The sequence below is a fragment of the Micromonospora profundi genome, from assembly GCF_011927785.1.
Lineage (GTDB): Bacteria > Actinomycetota > Actinomycetes > Mycobacteriales > Micromonosporaceae > Micromonospora > Micromonospora profundi.
This window is the reverse complement of record NZ_JAATJK010000001.1, coordinates 1,712,565-1,729,314: the sequence shown is the minus strand read 5'-3', so window position 1 is coordinate 1,729,314 and position 16,750 is coordinate 1,712,565. Positions and strand designations below refer to the sequence as shown.

Genomic DNA, 16,750 nt, shown 5'->3' with positions numbered 1-16,750 from the left:
CCTAGAGTTCCCGCACGCGGATGTTGCGGAACTCGGTCAGGTCGTTGTCACCGTGGTTCTGCAGGCCGATGAAGCCGCGCAGGAACTGCCGCAGGTCCGTCGGTGGGTCGCCGGCGCGGGAGGACTGTTTGCCCGGCGTGTTGTCGAACTCGTTGATCACCACACCGTTGCGGATCATGGTGTAGTGCTGGCCGACCACGCGGATCTCGTAGTCGTTCCACTGGTTCTTCGGGGTGACGCCGGCCTGGGCCAGCGGCACGGGGTCGAAGTTGTAGACCGAGCCGGTCTTCTGCGGCTCACCGGTCTCACCGTCGTAGATCTGGATCTCGTGTCCGCAGTAGATGGCCATCCACGCCTGCGAGGTCCGGGCCGATCCGACGGTGCCGCAGCTGCCCGGCGGGCGTTGCTCCAGCGGGGTCCGCAGGTCGGGGAACCTGATGAAGACGCCGGTGTTGGCCCGATTGTCGCCGGGCGCGATGTCGCGGAACTGCACCCTCAGGGAGAAGTCCCCGAGTTCCTTTGTGTGCCAGAGCATTCCCAGACCACCGCTGGACCGCAACGACCCGTCCGGCTGGATCGCGAACGACCCGGTCGGCGCCTGCTGCCAGCCGCGAAGCGACTCGGCGGTGCCGTCGAAGAGCGGCTCGTAGCCGGTGCGTCCGTCCCGACCGATCTCCGACGCGGCGGCCAGACGGGTGAGCGTGCCGGCCTCACGGGCGTTGAGCAGGTCGTCGTCCCGCAACGCGTCGGTCACCGCTGTCACGTGCCGCACGAAGCTGTTGTGGTCGGGCCAGGCGCTCTCGTCGTCGAGCAGGTCGTTGATGGTGCACCCCTGCCCCACAGTGCGGTTCGGCACCGTGCTGTCCGTGTCATCGAGCCACACGGTCTGCCGGGCATCGGGCACCGCACAGCCCACAGTGACAGTGGACTGCACCGTCGCCGTCTCACCGTCGGCGTACGTGACTGTCAGCTTCGCCGTGTAGGTGCCGACAGTGGCGTACGTGTGCCGGGGGTTCGCCTCGGTCGACGTGGCGCCATCGCCGAACTCCCAGCGGTGGCTGACGCCGCCGGAGCGGGAACCGTCGAAGGCGATGGTCAGCGGCTTGTTCTGCACGGCCACCGAGTTCGCCGACGGTACGGGAGTGGGCGCCCCGCCGGTGTAGGTGATCCGGATCAGCTTCTGGTTGGGGTGCAGGCTGAAGAAACCGCCTCCGTAGTCCAGCAGGTAGAGCGCGCCGTCCGGGCCGAACTTGGCGTCCATCCAGCTCTGCAGCCGGGTGTCGCCGTTGCCGCTGGGGATGATGGCCCGCAGCGTCTCGGCGTACACCGGCGGGGTTGCCTGCGGCACGCCGGCCGGGTCGACGGTGACGGCGACACGGTTGTTGGCGTTCGACTGGTCGCCGATGAACCACTTCTCGTCCCAGTACGCCGGCCAGGCCACGCCGCTGTCGGTGTCGACGCGGTCGCGGTGGTAGGTCGGACCGGACATGACGGCCTGTCCGCCGCCGCGCAGGTAGGGCTGGGTGTATGTGGCGTCGGCCGCGACGTACGTCGGCAGGCCACTGCCGTCGGTGCGCTTCGGGAAGACCGGTCCCCCGCCGTCGGGCGAATACCAGATCATGTTGTCCCGGGCCGCCGGGATGTCCACCAGACCGGTGTTGCGAGGTGAGGTGTTCTTCAGGTTGTCGCAGTCGTACCAGCCGGTCAGCACGCTCGCGTCGGTGTTGCTGCGGTCCCGGTACGGCTGCCGGTTGCCCATGCAGTACGGCCAACCGTGGTTGCCGGCCTCGGTGATGATCGTGGCGGTCTCGTACTTGGCCGGACCGAGGGTGGGGCTGGGCGACGAGGCGTCCGGACCGACCCAGCCGGCGGTCAGCCACTGGTGCTCCGGGTCGACCTGGAGTCGGGCGATGTTGCGCACGCCCATCACGTAGATCTCCGGACGGGTCTTCTCGGTGCCCGGTGGGAACAGGTTGCCCTCCGGGATGGTGTACGTGCCGTCCGCCTCCGGGTGGATTCGGATGATCTTTCCGGCGAGGTCGTTCGTGTTACCCGACGTACGGCGGGCGTCCTGGAACGAGATCCCCTGGTACTCCTGGGTCCAGTTGTTGCCGGAGTAGCCCTGCGACCCCTCGGAGGAGTTGTTGTCGCCGGAGCCGACGTACAGGTTGCCCTTGGCGTCGAACGCCATGCCGCCACCGGCGTGGCAGCAGCTGTGGATCTGCACCGGGAACTCCAGCAGATCCTTGCGGGTGGCCTGGTCGATCCTCTGCGCCTCGCGGTCGTAGGTGAACCGCGAGATGGTCCGCTGCCCGACCCGCTTCACCCTGTCGATCGACTCGTGCGGCATCCAGTAGACGTAGAGCCACCCGTTCTCGGCGAACTTCGGGTCGGGCACGATGCCGAGCAGGCCCTCCTCGTTCTTCACCAGCTCCGAGCCGCTGCCCCGGTTGCCCATCACCTCGAGGGTGGTGAGCAGCTTTGCCTGTTTGGTACGCGGGTCCCACGAGTGGATGGTGCCGCAGCCCTTACCGACGTTCGGGTCGTTCCAGTCCGCGATCGGGCCGGTCGGGCAGGCCGCCTTGCCGACGTAGAAGACGGTGCCGTCGGGGGCGATGGTCAGCCCGTGCGGCTCGCCGATCTGGTCCAGCTGACCGGTCTGGTTGGCAGCGGTGAGTCGCTCCACCTTGTAGTTGGACGCGATAGTGGCCTGGCAGTCGCCGCGGACGCGACCGGTGGTCCAGTTGAGGGCGCCGGCCAGGTGCGTGCGGAACGCCTCCTCGCCGTAGCTGCCCTCGGTGTGGCCCATGCCCGTGTAGAACGACCGGCCGCCGTCGTAGTCCCGGCACCAGGACACCGGGTGGAACGGCCCGTTGGCGCCCGGCCCGGGGTTGTAGTGCCGCTCCTCGACCTGGGCGAGGGTGTGCACGGTGCCGATCGGGTTCGGGTCCCAGTTGTCCCAGCGGTCCGACCGCGTGATCGTCATCGGCAGGGACTCGGTGGCCGGGTGGTGGCGGTCCAGGATGTTGACCACCGCCCGGTTCACCGGTGGGATCTGCGGCGCGCTTGTGTCGCCGGTGAACAGCCGCAGGTCGGCGAGCTGGATCAGAGGCTCCCCGCTGTTCGCTGTGATGTTCAGCCGGAAGTGCGTGAACTCCCGCGGGGTGGTGATGTCGAAGCGGCGGGTTTGGAAGCGCTCGGGGAAGACCTGACCGGTGCGCCGGTCAAGGTCGGTCCAGCTCTGGCCGTCCGCCGAGCCCTGGAGCGTCCAGTCCTTCGGATCGCGGCCGGTGAAGTCGTTCGCCGACGTCAGCGCGTACCCGGTGACCTGCTTCGGCGCGCTCAGTTCGTAGGCGACCCAGCCGGTTGCGGTGCGGACCAGCCACTTGGTGTTGGCGTCGCCATCGGTGAGCTTCTCCTTGGTCTCGTCCGGCGGGTTCTCGCCGCTGGCGGTCACCCGGGCGACCGGCTCGGCCACCGGGATGGCGCCCGCCGGGCGGGCGCCGATCAGGCCTGTGAACCAGGCGGAGTCGACCTGCGCGCGGGCGGCGTCGGCGATGCCGACGAAGCCGCCGCCGGCCTTCATGTAGTTCTGCAGCGCCGACTCCTGGTCGCGGTTGAGCGCGGCGCCCGTCGCGGAGAGAAAGACCACGCTGCGGTACGCGGACAGCCCGGACGCTGTGAACACGCTGGGGTCACTGGTGGTGATGACATCGATGTCATGACCGGCGCCAAGTTGCCGGATGGTGTCCGCGGCGCGCGCCACCGGGTCCTGCTGCTCGGCCACCGGGCCGTGGAACACCAGGACCGCCGTCTTCTGCGGCTGCGCCGCCTGTGGTGCCGCTGCCGGTCGCGGCGCGGCTGCCGCCGACGTCGCCGGGATGAGTGTCGCGAGAGCCGCTATCGCGGCGAGTGCTCGTCGTACGTTTCTGGTCATGCCCGTCCCCACTCTCGGTTTCGGTCAGCTGCCATGCGTGTGGGTGTGGCCCTGGAACCTGTGGACCGCTTCCTCGGCGCCCGGCGGCATGCTGCCGTCGGCGTTGCGGACCAGGAAGATGCCGGCCATGCCACCGTCGGAGTGGAACTGCACGTGGCAGTGGTACATCCAGGCGCCGGGTCCGACGCCCTCTCCGGCGAGGACCTGGAAGCCGAAGGAGCTGCCCGGGTTGAGGTCCTTGTTGTCGATCACGAGGCTCGGGTCGGCCGGGCCCTCCAGCATGCCGGTGCGGTTGTCCGCCCAGCGGTGTGCGTGCAGGTGGAAGGTGTGGAAGGTGCCGCCGTGCCCGATGGCGATCCACTCCACCCGCTCGCCGAGGTTCGCCTCGAACATCGGGGTGTCCGGGGCCATCTTGTTGTTGATCATCATGTCGTTGAACACGACTGTGAACTGCTTGTCCGGCAGGATGTCCCCGCGCCGTCGGACGATCAGCGCCCCGTACAGGCCCTTGGCTATCCCGCCGGTGCCGTGGTCGGTGCCCATGGCGTGATCGTGGTAGTGCCAGTAGCCGGCGCTGCCCGGCATGTACCGCCGGCCCGAGGCGGCGAACATCTCCCGCGAGCGCCAGACGTACGTGCGCGTCTCACCGGGATTGTTGAACGAGGCGTTGAGCGGGCTGCCGTCGGAGTCGGTGCTGTAGTCCACCCCGTGCGGATGGATCGACAGCCGCTGGTTCGTGGTGTTGACGAGGGTGATCTCCAGGGTGTCACCCTCGTAGATCTCCAGCACCGGTCCGGGCACTGTGGCCTGGCCGGGCGCCAGCCCGTACCCGAACAGGCCGCCGGGTAACTGCTCGGCGTAGAGGGTGATCTTCTTCGTGACGCCGGCGGCGGCCTGTGCGGGGCTGCCGCCGAAGGCGGTGCCGATCGCCGGGGCGGACGCGCCGAGCGCGCCGGCGGCCAGTGCTCCGGTGGCGATCAGCGATCTGCGGGAGAGCTGGCGGTGAGGGCCAGCAGCATGATCGTCCATGGGTCTCCGTTCCCGACCGGGCGAAGACGCGACGAAGGGCAGGGTGCATCAACCGCCGAGCACGGGGCGGAAGCACGACTGAGGTGAGGCTCGTCGCGGGCTTTGCTCGGAAGACTCATAACTTTCGGTGGATGACAGCAACTTATGTAATCCATCGACGAAAGTACAGGTCTGATTGCAAGAAGATTACCTTGACATCACGGCAACGGTCGATTGACAAGATCGAGCGGCGCAGGCCGTCCCCTCCGGACGGCGCCCGCAGAGCGCCCAGCCCGTGCCGCGGAAACCGCCCGCGATCAGTGGTTGAGTAACCGCCCAACCTGGAACGAGTAAGCCAGCGGTGCCCGACGACGAGGCGCTCCGGCATCGACTGCGAGAAGATCACATCAGGGCCACAGCCACGCCGAATCCGATCGAGTGCCGTACGCCGAGCACCACAGCACCGAGGGGGCACCTCCGATGACGGACACTACTCCCACGACGCCGCAGATGGCGTTCGCACAGTTCGTTCGCCAGACCGTCGAGGACGCACGGGAACAGCACGGCTGGACGGTCGGCGACATCGCGCGACACACGGGCATCAGCCGATCGACGCTGTTCCGCTGGCTCGCCGGCGACTGGCAGCGCTACCCGGAACTGTCGAAGGTCCGCAGCCTCTGCGCCACACTCGGACTTCCCATCGCTGCCGCGATCCGGCCTCTCGCGATGGCCGGCACCCCCGCCCCGGCCAGTCCTCCGGCGCTCACGCAGGTCGAGGCGGACATGGGCAGCATCCGCGAACGGCTGCTCGACGAGACCGTCCCAGCCTCGGACAAGCGCCAGATCCGCGCCCTGCTGCACCGCCTGGCCCGCCGCGACGTCCCGGTGAACGCCCGGCCGTCATCGATGCCGCAGGTCGCCCACCGCAACGCTCCACCCCAGCCGAGGGCGTCGCGCCTGTAACGCCGACGGTCCACCTCGGTTAGCGCCGTCCCCTTCCTCCCTCATCCCCGCGGCGTAGGACTCCGACCACGGTCGCCGCAACCCACCGCCGTGGATCCGCCTGAGCGCCGAGGTCGACCGCTCCCTGTGCCGCCCCATCGTCAGGTCGCCCATACCCATGCGAGTCCTGTGTAGCTCCCCATGCGAGTCCTGTGGAGCTGCCCCACCGGTGGGGCAGGCGGCGGCGCCCCACCCTTGTCCGGATGTCGCTCAATCCGATACGAGCTGCGTCGCGCGCGCCCCAGATTTGGGGCAGCTCTACAGCGCGCCACTACACGTACCGAGGAGGCGGCCAGAGCGGCCGGAGCGGGCAGGGCGGCCAGAGCGGGCAGGGACGGCCCCGCCTCAGCGCGCGGCGCCGCCGGCCTGAGCGGTGCCCCCGCCGGACGGCCGGTGCGCGATGCGGGGCGCCCGCACCGCGGAGGCGGTGCCCGACGCCGGGCGGAAGTCCCGCGCCGCCGAGGCCACCATCTCGTCCGGGTCGCGCTCAAGTGCCTTGCGGATGTGCGGCGGGACGATCTCGGACGTCGCCATCGCCAGTCGCACCTGCACCGAACGGTCCTCGACGAGGCGTTCCAGGTCCGCCTCGTCCAGCTCGACCGAGCGGACCAGCGCCGCACGGACGTCCACCACCGGGTCGTCGGCCAGCGCGCTGCGCTGCGCGGCGGTGGTCCGCCGGTTGCGGGCGAGCCCCTTGCGGACGCGGCCGGTGCGGTCAGCCATCAGAGCGTTGATCACGTCGGGGTCGTGGGTGTGGGTGGCGAGTCGTTCCCGCACCTCGGGTGAGACGTCGTTGACAAGCCGGGCAGCCAGGTCCGGCTCCAGCTCGCGGGTCTCGGCGACGAGGCCACGAAGTTCCTTGTCGGGCGCCTCGACCATGGCCTGGCGTACCGACTCGTCGCAGGCCGGGTTGCCGGCCACCGCCCAGCGGACCCACCGGTCGGCGTCCTTGACCAGACGCAGCAGGTTGCCGACCGACGTCGACGGGTTCCTCGCCACGGCCTCGCGGACCTGGCGGTCGTGATCCCGGGCCAGGGGTCGCAGCGCCTGCGCGGGCGCGTCGCCGCGGCTCGCGACGGCCTTACGGACCGCCGGCGACGGGTCGGACGCCAGATCGATGAGGGTCATCTGCGACGTCGTCGGGTCCTGCGCCGCGGCGAGGCGTGCGTCACCGTCTGTCGCGTCGTGGCCGGTAGTGTCCGATCCGCTGTGCCGGTCGGATCCGCCGACGTGCTGCTGCTTGCCCATGCGGGCAATCATGGCACGAGCTGTTCGAGGTGCCTGCGTTCAGTGATCCTGGCGGCTTTTCCCGCCGCCGAACAGCCCAGGATGGCCGAAGAGCCCCGGCAGGCCCCCGGTGTGCAGGAAGACCACGTTGGCGCCGCGCGGGAAGCTGCCGGCCAGCAGCGCCGCCATGGCCCGGCCGGTGTACGTCGGGTCCAGGAAGATCCCCTCCTCGCGGGCGGTCGTTGTCAGCGCCTCCCGCACCCCGTCGGTGAGGGTGGCGTAGCTCGCGCCCACCTGTGACCCGTCGATCCGCAGCGCGGCCGGCTCGACCTCGCCGGGCAGTAGGCCGGCGACTGTCGAACGGGGATCGGGCAGGGCGCCGACGTCCACCCCGACGACCCGCTCGGCGCCGAGTTCGCGTACCAGCCCGGCCATCGTCCCGCCGGAGCCGAGCGCCACCACGACCTCCGTCGCGTCGATGTCCGGCACCTGGTCGCGCAGTTCCCGAGCGCAGTCCACATAGCCCTGGACCGACGCCTGTGAGGTGCCGCCGAAGGGGATGGCGTACGCCGACCGCCGCGTCGCCTCGACCGCCACCACCTCGGCCAGCGGGGCGTCTCCGGCCCAGACGACCTCCGCGCCCGCCAGTTCGTCGAGCAGCAGGTTCCCGCGCCGATCCGGCGGGCGTGGGCCGGCGAGCACCAGCACGCAGCCGAGGCCGAGTCGCGCGGCCGCCGCTGCGGTCAGCCGGGCGTGGTTGCTCTGTGGCGCCCCTGAGGTGATGAGCGTGGTGGCGCCGGCCGCGATCGCCTCGGCGCAGGTGTAGCGCAGCTTGCGGATCTTGTTGCCGCCGCCGCCGAGCCCGCCGAGGTCGTCACGCTTGAACCACAGCTCCGCCAGCCCGAGCCGGGCCGCGAGCCGGGGCGCGGCCTCCAGCGGAGTCGGCCACGTGCCGAGGGGAACAGGTGCGATCATTCCGACAGCTAATCACGGCGCTCGCCACGCCTGGCCGCACTGCTGTCGGTCACCTCAGCGTGGGCGCGGCACGACCAGGCCGCACTCGTACGCGATGACCACGAGTTGGGCGCGGTCCCGCGCGTGCAACTTGGCCATGGCCCGGTTGACGTGTGTCTTCGCGGTCAGCGGGCTGATCACCAGGCGGTCGGCGATCTCGTCGTTGGAGAGCCCACGCGCGACCAGTGCGACGGTCTCCCGTTCCCGGTTGGTGAGCCCGGCCAGGCCGGCGTGGGCACGCAGGTGGGGCGGCTCGGTGACGTACCTGTCGATGAGTCTGCGGGTGATCGACGGTGCGAGCAGCGCGTCGCCGCGTGCCGCGACGCGGACGGCGTGCAGGAAGTCCTCCGGCTCGATGTCCTTGACGAGGAAGCCGGCGGCACCGGCGCGCAGTGCGTGGAAGACGTGTTCGTCGAGGCCGTAGTTGGTAAGGATGACGACGTGCACCCCGGCCAGGGTCGGGTCCGCGGCGATGAGCCGTGTCGCCTCGATGCCGTCCATGATCGGCATCTGGATGTCGACGAGCGCGATGTCGGGCAGGTGTTGCCGGGCGAGGGCAACTCCCTGCCTCCCGTCGGCGGCCTCGCCCACCACCTCGATGTCGTCTTCGGCGTCGAGGAGCGCGCGGAAGCCGCTGCGAAGGAGCGGCTGGTCGTCGACAAGCAGGACGCGGATCATGGTGTCGGGCCGACGGGAAGCTCGGCGTGGACGCTGAAGCCGCCCTCGTCGCGGGGCTCGGCACGGAGCCGACCGCCGAGGGCGGTGACCCGTTCACGCATGCCGAGCAACCCCACACCGGGCGTCGGTGTCGTGCCCAGCCGGGCCGTGCCGTCGTCGTCGACGCGGATGGCGAGGGCACCCGGGCGGTAGTCGACGCGGACCGACGCCGTCGCGGCGGCGGCGTGCCGGGCGACGTTGGTGAGGGACTCCTGGACGATCCGGTAGGCGGTCCGGTCCACAGCTGCCGGCACCTCGTGTCGCTGTCCCTCGATCGTCAACGTCGCGTCCAGGCCAGCCATTCGCGCCCGCTCCACAAGCTCCGAGAGGTGATCGAGCCCGCGCTGCGGGTTGCCGCCGTCCTCGCGCAGCGCCTCAAGGGTGGCGCGCAGCTCGCGGCTCGCCTCACGGCCGGCCTCCCGGATCGCCAGCAGCGCCTCCGGCACCGCCTCGCCGCGCCTGTGGGCCAGGTGGACGGCCACCTCGGCCTGCACCTTGATGATCGAGATCTGGTGGGTGAGCGAGTCGTGCAGCTCGCGCGCGATGTGCAGCCGTTCCTCGTCGGCACGGCGACGCGCGACCTGTTCCCGGGTGCGCTCGGCTTCGTCAGCCCGCCGCTCGGCCTGCCGCAACGCCTCGCCCGCGGCCGCGGCGGCGACAAGCCACGCCACCTCGAGCGCGCCGCGGGCACGTGTGAGCGCCTCGCCCACCGGAAGGTCCAACGGCGGGGCCAGGGCCGTGAGCGGCAGTGCGAGCAACATGAGTACGGCGGCGATGATCGTGACGGCGCGATGCCCTGCCCGCACGGCGGCGTACACGGCGAACAGGAAGGCGACGGCGGGTACGTCGAACCCCACCGCCTGGTAGCCGACGCCGCACAACCCGCTGACCGCGAGGACGGCGACGGGCGCCTGCCGGCGCGCTGCCAGAGCCAGACCGCTGGCCGCCAGGAGCGCGAGGCCGAGCAGGTCCAGGGAAATGTGGGCGCGGTCCTCGGCGAGCCCTGCGGCGAGCAGCGCCGCTGTCACGCACACGGCGATTCCGATGTCTCGGACACCCACCCGTCCCGTGCTCATGCCGGAACCGTAGCCCCGCGTACGCCGCCTGCGACTCCCCCTGGCGGACGAGCCACCACTACCGCGCCCGCTGTAGCGCACGCCGCGCCTGCCCCGACCGTGGCAGGCGGGTACGCCCTCGACGGCAGGCGAGGAGGCGTCCCGCCGCCGGACGACCGGCAGCCCGCCCGACGCCAGGATCAGAGCACAACGATTGACGACGAAGGAGTGGACACATGAACGCGTCAGGGAATCCGTCAACCGCCCGGCTGGTGGTCGCCGTCGTCGCGTCCACGCTTGCCGGCGGGCTCACCGCTCCGGCGGCCGCGTACGCGGCGACTCAGCCGGTCGCCGCCAGCGTCAGCATGAGTGCCGGGCGGCTCGGGGCCTCAGTGGCAGCCGTGGTGGCACTGGTCGGCGTCATCATCGGCGCGTTGTCCCTGGCCCGTCCCGCAAGTCGCGTCGGCACCGGCACCGGTCGGCTCGGCGCGGCCGTGGCGCTGGCGACGGGGCTGGTCGGCGTGGCGCTCGGCGCGCTTGTGGTGGTTACCTCGGACAGCGGGATCGGCACGGGCAACGGCCGTGGCGGCGCGTACGTGGCCCTGGTGTTGGGCGTGGCCGCGCTGGGTCTCGGTTCGATCGCGCTGAGCCGCTCCCGGCGCACCGTCTGACGTGGCCGGGCGCGGCTGTGCTCATCGACTGTTCTGGTTCTGCCGCAGGGCCTCCTCGAGTTGGTCCTCAAGGATGATGATGCGACAGGCGGCTTCCAGCGCCGTCCCCTGGTCGACCATCTCCCGGGCCCTCGCCGCGAGCCGCAGCTGGTAGCGGGAGTAGCGGCGGTGCCCGCCCGCCGAGCGTTGCGGGTGGATCAGCTTGGCCTCGTCCAGCCTGCGCAGGAACTCCTGGGTGGTGCCGACGATCTCCGCGGCACGACCGATCGTGTACGCGGGGAAGTCCTCGTCGCCGAACATGTCCTCGGGTCCTTGGCCCATCTCACCTCCACGTCGAGGGCCCCGGCGCTGACGCGCCGGGGCCCAGGGTTACAGGGTCTGAAACACCATCTACCGACGAGTTCGTCGGCTTGTCCTTTCCGCACCGGCCTGCTGTGCAGACGTCGGTTGCGAGGATCGCGTAAGCGTGACCGGAGACCACCTCTCGTTCGATGGAAACTGCGGTGTCCGCCCGGCCCGAACAGCGACCGGCAGCGGGCGATCCAACGGTGTAGAACCCTCCCTTTCCTCTGCTTCCATTGCCTGAACTGCTCGCTGGCGTCGAGACCCCACGCAACTTCATGGCCTCGCGCCCGTGCGACGAACTGTCAGCTGGAGCCCTGAACGTGCCTCGGCCCCACCTGCGACCCTCCGTCATGTCGACCGGAGCTTGCATACCTGCACTGCCATGCGGGCGGAAGCGGTGCTGTGCGCCGGCTTCCCGCCCTCTGCCCGTCGCGACCTCGCAACGGGTCAGGTCGTCCGCGTCTTTACGTTCCTCTGCTGTCAACGAGAGATACATTAACCGGCCCGGTCGAGAATATCTACGACAACGGGCACAAGTTTTCTGGCCGCGAGGTGTCAGGCATCAGCCCGGCCGGCTGCTGCTGGCGATGCCCCGGATCGCCAGCAGCAGCCGGGCTCACTGCCGCTCGGCCTCGTCCGACGCACCGGTGATCATCGAGACGATCTCGTTGCGGCTGGTCTCCTCGATGTTGCGGACACCGACCTGGCGGCCGCGGCGCAGCACTGCCACCCGGTCGGCGATCCGGAACACCTGGTCGAGGTTGTGGCTGACGACGAGGACTGCCGCGCCCCGCTCCCGCAGCTTCATGATCAGCTGCTCCACCTTGGCGGTCTCGGCCACCCCCAGCGCGGCGGTCGGCTCGTCCATCAACACCAGGCCGCTCGCCCAGTGGGTGGCTCGGCAGATCGCCACCGCCTGACGCTGCCCGCCGGAGAGGTCCCTGATCGTCGCCTTCGCGCTGGGGATGCGGACGTCCAGGGCGTCCACAAGTTCCTGGGTCTCCCGCGCCATCCGGCGGCGGTCCAGCAGCCGCAGCGGGCCGCGGGTCAACTCCCGGCCGAGGAACATGTTCATGTAGACCGGCTGCGAGTCGGCGAGGGCCAGGTCCTGGTAGACCACCTCGACGCCCTGCCGGCGGGCGTCGGAGGCGTCCCGGAACGTCACCGGTCGGCCGTGCATCCGCAGTTCGCCCTCGGTCGGCTGGTACACCCCGGAAATGATCTTCACGAGGGTGGACTTGCCGGCGCCGTTGTCGCCGACCAGCGCGGTGATCTGACCGGCGGCCAGTTCGAGGTCGAACCGCTCGATCGCGACGACCCCGCCGAACTGCTTGCGGATGTCGCGCAGCTGCAACGGTGGGGCGGCCGTGCCGGCCGCGTCGCCGGCCGGGACGGTGTTCTGGGTGACAGTGCTCATGATGCCCTCCCTGTGCTGCCGGTCGCGTGGGTGCGCGGGTCGGTGTCGTCGAGCCGGATCGGCGTAGACCCGTCGGCGGCGTAGACGCCGGTGACAGCCGGAACGCCGGAACGCACGCCGGTCACGCCTGCGGTCAGTGCCCGGGTGACGAAGACCTGCGGGCGGAATCCGAACAGGACGGTGTCACCGGGCGCGACGGACGGCACCGCGCTGACGTCGGCCATCGCGTAGTAGTCGATCGCCTCCGGCGCGGGCATCTCCACGTCGACCAGGTGCGCGTCGTCGAGACCACCGCCCCGGGGCACGATCAGGGCGCGGGTGCCGCCCAGACCCAGTACGGGGTCGACGTAGAGCCCGCCACCGAAGACGTACGCCCGACCGTCCCACAGGTGGGACACCTCGCTGACGTAGAGCACGGCGGGCTCCTCGACCAGGTCGGTGACAGCGTGCCAGGGCGTCGTGCCGGTCAGCCCGTGACCGGGCTCGACCTGCGTGGCACCAGCCTCGGCGAGCATGCCCAGGATTGCGGCGGACGTCGTACCCGGGGCGTTGATCTCGACGTGGGACCGCCCGGCGGCGCGCAACGCGGCGGCGGCGGTCCGCAGGGTGTCGAGGTTCGCAGTCGGCACCACGCGGCCGGCGGCCGGATCGAACAGTTGGGTTGGGAAGCTCGTGACACCGGCGAACCGTGCCCCGGGAAGGGCGTCGAGCCGGTCGGCGACCGCGACGATCTCGTCGGCCGGGTAGCCGCCCTCGTGACCGCGATAGAAGCGGTCGCCGGGGGCGCTGATCCGGGCGAGCAGCGCCTGCTCCCGGCCGGCGGCGGCGCTGGCGGCCGCCGCCTCACCGGCCTTTGTGTCGTTGAAGACCGTCCAGAATCGCGGGGCGAGCGCGGCCGCGGTGGCTGCCTCGTGCCGGGGAATCTGCACCAGGTGACCAAGGTGACCGATGCCGAGCCCGCCGCGCCGGTCGGCCAGGGCGCACTGCAGGTCCACGCCGACGGCCTCGGTGATGCCGGCGTCGCGGATCGTCCGGCAGAAGTCGGGGTTGCGCCCGACCTGCTTGGTCATCGCGTACGCGGAGAGCCCGTGGCGGTCGGCCTCACGCCGGATGGCGGCAGCGTTCGTCGCCACGGTGTCCAGGTCCAGCGCGTAGCAGTTGGTTGGCAGCTCACCAGTGCCGTGCAGGTCCGCGGCAGCGGCCAGGAGGCCCGGGTTGCGGCGTCGCAGCAGATCCAGAAACATGCGTCAGCTTCCTTCCGGGTCAGCTGCGCCGCTCGCGCAGCGAGACGGAGACGGCAACGAGGATGATCGCGCCGCGCGCCATCATCTGCTGGGACACGGACAGCCCGGCCAGGATCAGGCCGTTGTTGAGCATGCCCATGAGCAGGCTGCCCAGCAGCGCTCCGACGATGGAGCCCTTGCCGCCGAACAGGCTGGTCCCGCCGACGATCACCGCGGCGATCACGGTCATCAGGTCGGCCTCGCCGAGGGTGTACCGGGCGCCCTGCAAGCGGCCGGCGTAGAGCAGACCGGCCATTGCGGCGCACATGGCGCTGCCCATCATCACCATGATCTTGACGCGGACCACGTTGATGCCGCTGACCCGGGCCGCGCCCACGTTGTCGCCGATCGCGAGGGTGTGCGCGCCGTACCGGGTCTGGCGCAGCACGAGGTAGCCGACGACCGCTGCCGCCACCGACCAGAGCACCAGGCCGGGGATGCCGAAGATCTCGCCCTGGCCGAAGATCGCAAGGAAGGCTTCGTTGCCGACCGGCACCGACTGGAGGCCGGTGACCTCGCGGGCCAGACCGGCCACCGCACCCATCGTGGCGAGGGTGACAAGGAAGGACGGCAGGCGCACGAGGGTGACGAAGACCCCGTTGACAAGGCCGACCGCCGCGCCGGCGAGCAACCCGGCCGCCGCGCCGAGCAGCATGCTGTCGGTCTCCCGCAACGTCACCGCGCCGACCAGCGCGGAGAGCGCGACGACCGAGCCGATGGACAGGTCGATCTCACCGGCTGCCAGCACGAAGACCAGGCCGACCGCCATGACCGTGATCGGCGCGGTCTGGATGATGATGTTCGTGAGGTTGCTTGTGGTGAGGAAGCCATTGCTGCCCTGCGTGATGGCAAAGAACAGGAACACGACGGCGAAGCCGATGTAGACCACGTAGTCGCGCCAGTTGAACCTGCTCCAGGCCGGCCCGCTTCTGGCCTTCACCGCAGCATCGGTCTGGGTCATCTATCGTCCCTCCGCTGTTTCCAAAGAGGCGGTCCAGCCGGGCTGGGTCGCAACGGGCCGCGCCGCCGAACCGAGGTGGGCGGGCAGGTCGTGGTGGGTCGGCGGACCGCTGTGGACGCCGGCCTCGGTACGGGCGACAGCGATGGCGCCGAGCAGGCCGGCGCGGTCGCCGAGCAGACTGGTCTTGATCTCCGGGGCGTCCGCGCTCAACGCGGCGACCCAGCGCCGGACCGGATCGACAAGCTCGACCCGGGATCCGATCCCGCCGCCGAGGACGACCGCCTCCGGGTCGAGGACGGCGGTGACCGCGACGATTGCCAACGCGATGAAGCGGGCCTCCTCGTCGATGGCCGTCCGGGCGACCTCGTCGCCGGCCGCGGCCCTGTCGAAGACATCGGGCACGCTTGCCTGCTCGCCGCTCACCGCCCGGTAGCGGGCGGCCAGGGCCGCGCCGGCCACCGCCTGCTCCAACGCGCCGTGGACCTGGTTCGCGGGGTCGAACGGGTCGGTACCCAGTGGCAGGTAGGAGATCTCCCCCGCCGCGCCCCGGGCGCCGTGGACCAGTTCGCCGTTGAGCACGATGCCCATGCCGATCCCGGTGCCGACTGCCACGAAGACGAAATGCCGATGGGTACGTCCGCTGCCCAGCCACCGCTCTCCGGCGGCTGCCATGTTGACGTCGTTGTCCAGCACGACCCTGTGACCCAGCCGGCTTGTCAGCTCGGCCCGGATGTCGAAGGACCCGAGTTCGGAGACGTTCGGGGAGAGGTCGACGGTGCCGGTGGCCGGGTCCGGGGCACCGGGCAGGCCGATAGCGCTGACCCGGACGTCGGACCACGGAACGCCACCCCGGACGGCGAGGTCGCGCAGCAGCGCGTCGATCTGCGCGGCGACGGCCAGCCCTCCGCGCGGGTCGGTGGCCAGCACGTCCTCGGCCACGATGTGACCGGTGAGATCCGCGATCGCGGCCCGGAGCTTGGTGCCGCCGAGGTCCACACCGGCGACGTACCCGGTCGAGTCGGACCGCGGGTTCGGGTGGCCGGCCATCAGCCGACCGTCAGGAGTCGGGCCGGGTTGGCCACCAGCATCGCGTCGAGCGCCTCCGGCGGCACACCGAGCCGGGCGAGACCCGGCACGATCTCCTGACCGAGGTACGAGTAGCCGAGGCGGCCGTGCGTGCCCGGATTCAGGTACGCCTCCGCGCCGGTCAGGTCCATCGAGAGCAGGATCCGGTCGGCGTACCCGTCGCGGACCAGCCCCGCGAGCATGTCCAGGCGGGCGCGGTCGGGCCTGTGGTACGCCCGCTTGCCGAACTCGCCCTCGGGCGGGTTGTCCGGCAGCGGGGCGAGCACGAAGTCCCAGAACTGCTTGCCGAGGGTGTCGAAGGCGATGTTGACGCCGGTCGCGAGCACCGCCCGCAGGTAGTCCGGGTCGGGGTTGATGTCCAGGTGGCCGATGACGATGCGGGAGAGGTCGGCTTTCTCCTCGCGCAGAATCTCGACCTGCTCCAGCGCCATCGTGCCGTGCGTCGTGTGGGTGTTCACCGACAGCCCGGTGGCCACGTGGGCGCGGGCGGCGGCACGTAGGCACTTCTCCTCGTGCGGGGTGATCTCGTTGAGCCCGGTGGCCTGCTCGCCGAAGATGCCGACCTTGACTCCGGTGTCGCCCACCCCGATCGTGGCGTCGGCGACGAACCGCTCCCGCATCTCGTCCACGCTGGCGTTCAGCGCCCAGCCCGGCGAGTACGGCTCCAGGTAGATCGCCGATCCGGCGACGACGTGCAGGCCGGTGCGTTCGGCCACCTCGCGCAGCAGTGTGACGTCGTGGCCCACCACCTCGTACGGGGACAGGTCCACGATCGTGCCGAAGCCCAGTTCCGGCAGGCCACGGACGGCGTCGACGGCGAGGTCCGCGCGGTCGTCGCCGGCGCCGCCGGACAGCCACGGCCCGGGCACCAGCGCGCCGAGGTGCTCGTGGCTCAGCACCCGGCCGAGCGACTCGGGGGCCACTGGCCCGAGGACTGTCTGGACGTACCCCATCTGGCTTTTCCTTCCATCGCGCTTCGCAGAGGGCTCGCGGACCCGGCCGTGTCGCGTGGCCGGAGTGAGGCCCG

At 70.8% G+C, this 16,750-nt stretch carries 14 protein-coding genes; 2 read left to right on the top strand and 12 right to left on the bottom strand.

Features of this window, described 5'->3' with window-relative positions; translation table 11 throughout:
* Position 1: 1 nt before the first annotated feature.
* Positions 2–3,937: a ThuA domain-containing protein gene (locus F4558_RS07415; RefSeq protein ID WP_167943612.1), complete on the bottom strand. Its 3,936-nt coding sequence runs from the start codon at positions 3,935–3,937 to the stop codon at positions 2–4.
* A gap of 24 nt (positions 3,938–3,961) precedes the next feature.
* Positions 3,962–4,966 (bottom strand): multicopper oxidase domain-containing protein, encoded by a 1,005-nt coding sequence (locus tag F4558_RS07410; protein WP_167943611.1) that lies wholly within the window; start codon positions 4,964–4,966, stop codon positions 3,962–3,964.
* 459 nt (positions 4,967–5,425) lie between these two features.
* On the opposite strand from F4558_RS07410, the gene F4558_RS07405 reads away from it, so the two are divergent.
* Positions 5,426–5,908, top strand: coding sequence for a helix-turn-helix domain-containing protein (locus F4558_RS07405; RefSeq protein WP_231640080.1), 483 nt, complete (start codon positions 5,426–5,428; stop codon positions 5,906–5,908).
* 384 nt (positions 5,909–6,292) lie between these two features.
* Here F4558_RS07405 and F4558_RS07400 read toward each other — a convergent pair whose 3' ends face one another.
* The 4 genes from F4558_RS07400 to F4558_RS07385 are packed head-to-tail and all read right to left on the bottom strand — an operon-like array spanning position 6,293 to position 9,981.
* Complete coding sequence (locus F4558_RS07400) at positions 6,293–7,195, bottom strand: DUF2336 domain-containing protein (RefSeq protein WP_167943606.1); 903 nt, start codon at positions 7,193–7,195, stop codon at positions 6,293–6,295.
* A gap of 39 nt (positions 7,196–7,234) precedes the next feature.
* Positions 7,235–8,149, bottom strand: coding sequence for a pyridoxal-phosphate dependent enzyme (locus F4558_RS07395; RefSeq protein WP_053656661.1), 915 nt, complete (start codon positions 8,147–8,149; stop codon positions 7,235–7,237).
* A gap of 54 nt (positions 8,150–8,203) precedes the next feature.
* Positions 8,204–8,866 carry a response regulator gene (locus F4558_RS07390; RefSeq protein ID WP_167943605.1) on the bottom strand — a complete coding sequence of 221 codons (663 nt, stop codon included), beginning with the start codon at positions 8,864–8,866 and terminating at the stop codon, positions 8,204–8,206.
* On the bottom strand, positions 8,863–9,981 hold the full coding sequence (locus F4558_RS07385) for a sensor histidine kinase (protein WP_167943604.1): 1,119 nt from the start codon (positions 9,979–9,981) through the stop codon (positions 8,863–8,865). The genes F4558_RS07390 and F4558_RS07385 overlap by 4 nt, the downstream gene beginning before the upstream one ends.
* Positions 9,982–10,196: 215 nt before the next feature.
* Between F4558_RS07385 and F4558_RS07380 the strand changes: the two genes are divergently transcribed.
* Positions 10,197–10,631 (top strand): DUF6223 family protein, encoded by a 435-nt coding sequence (locus F4558_RS07380; RefSeq protein WP_053656655.1) that lies wholly within the window; start codon positions 10,197–10,199, stop codon positions 10,629–10,631.
* Between the two features lie 21 nt (positions 10,632–10,652).
* Here the strand turns inward: F4558_RS07380 and F4558_RS07375 are convergent, their stop codons facing one another.
* The 6 genes from F4558_RS07375 to F4558_RS07350 form a co-directional block, all read right to left on the bottom strand.
* Positions 10,653–10,952 carry a MerR family transcriptional regulator gene (locus F4558_RS07375; protein ID WP_053656653.1) on the bottom strand — a complete coding sequence of 100 codons (300 nt, stop codon included), beginning with the start codon at positions 10,950–10,952 and terminating at the stop codon, positions 10,653–10,655.
* A 640-nt stretch (positions 10,953–11,592) separates the two neighbouring features.
* Positions 11,593–12,393: an ATP-binding cassette domain-containing protein gene (locus F4558_RS07370; RefSeq protein WP_053656652.1), complete on the bottom strand. Its 801-nt coding sequence runs from the start codon at positions 12,391–12,393 to the stop codon at positions 11,593–11,595.
* Entirely contained in the window at positions 12,390–13,637 is a 1,248-nt protein-coding gene (locus F4558_RS07365; protein ID WP_167943603.1) for an alanine racemase, read from the bottom strand. Before F4558_RS07365 ends, F4558_RS07370 begins: the two co-directional genes overlap by 4 nt.
* Before the next feature lie 19 nt (positions 13,638–13,656).
* A complete protein-coding gene (locus F4558_RS07360; RefSeq protein WP_053656647.1) occupies positions 13,657–14,637 on the bottom strand; it encodes an ABC transporter permease in 981 nt (326 codons plus the stop codon).
* Entirely contained in the window at positions 14,638–15,684 is a 1,047-nt protein-coding gene (locus F4558_RS07355) for an ROK family protein (protein ID WP_053656645.1), read from the bottom strand. It abuts the gene before it with no gap.
* A complete protein-coding gene (locus tag F4558_RS07350; RefSeq protein ID WP_167943602.1) occupies positions 15,684–16,676 on the bottom strand; it encodes a phosphotriesterase family protein in 993 nt (330 codons plus the stop codon). The genes F4558_RS07355 and F4558_RS07350 overlap by 1 nt, the downstream gene beginning before the upstream one ends.
* Positions 16,677–16,750: the final 74 nt, after the last annotated feature.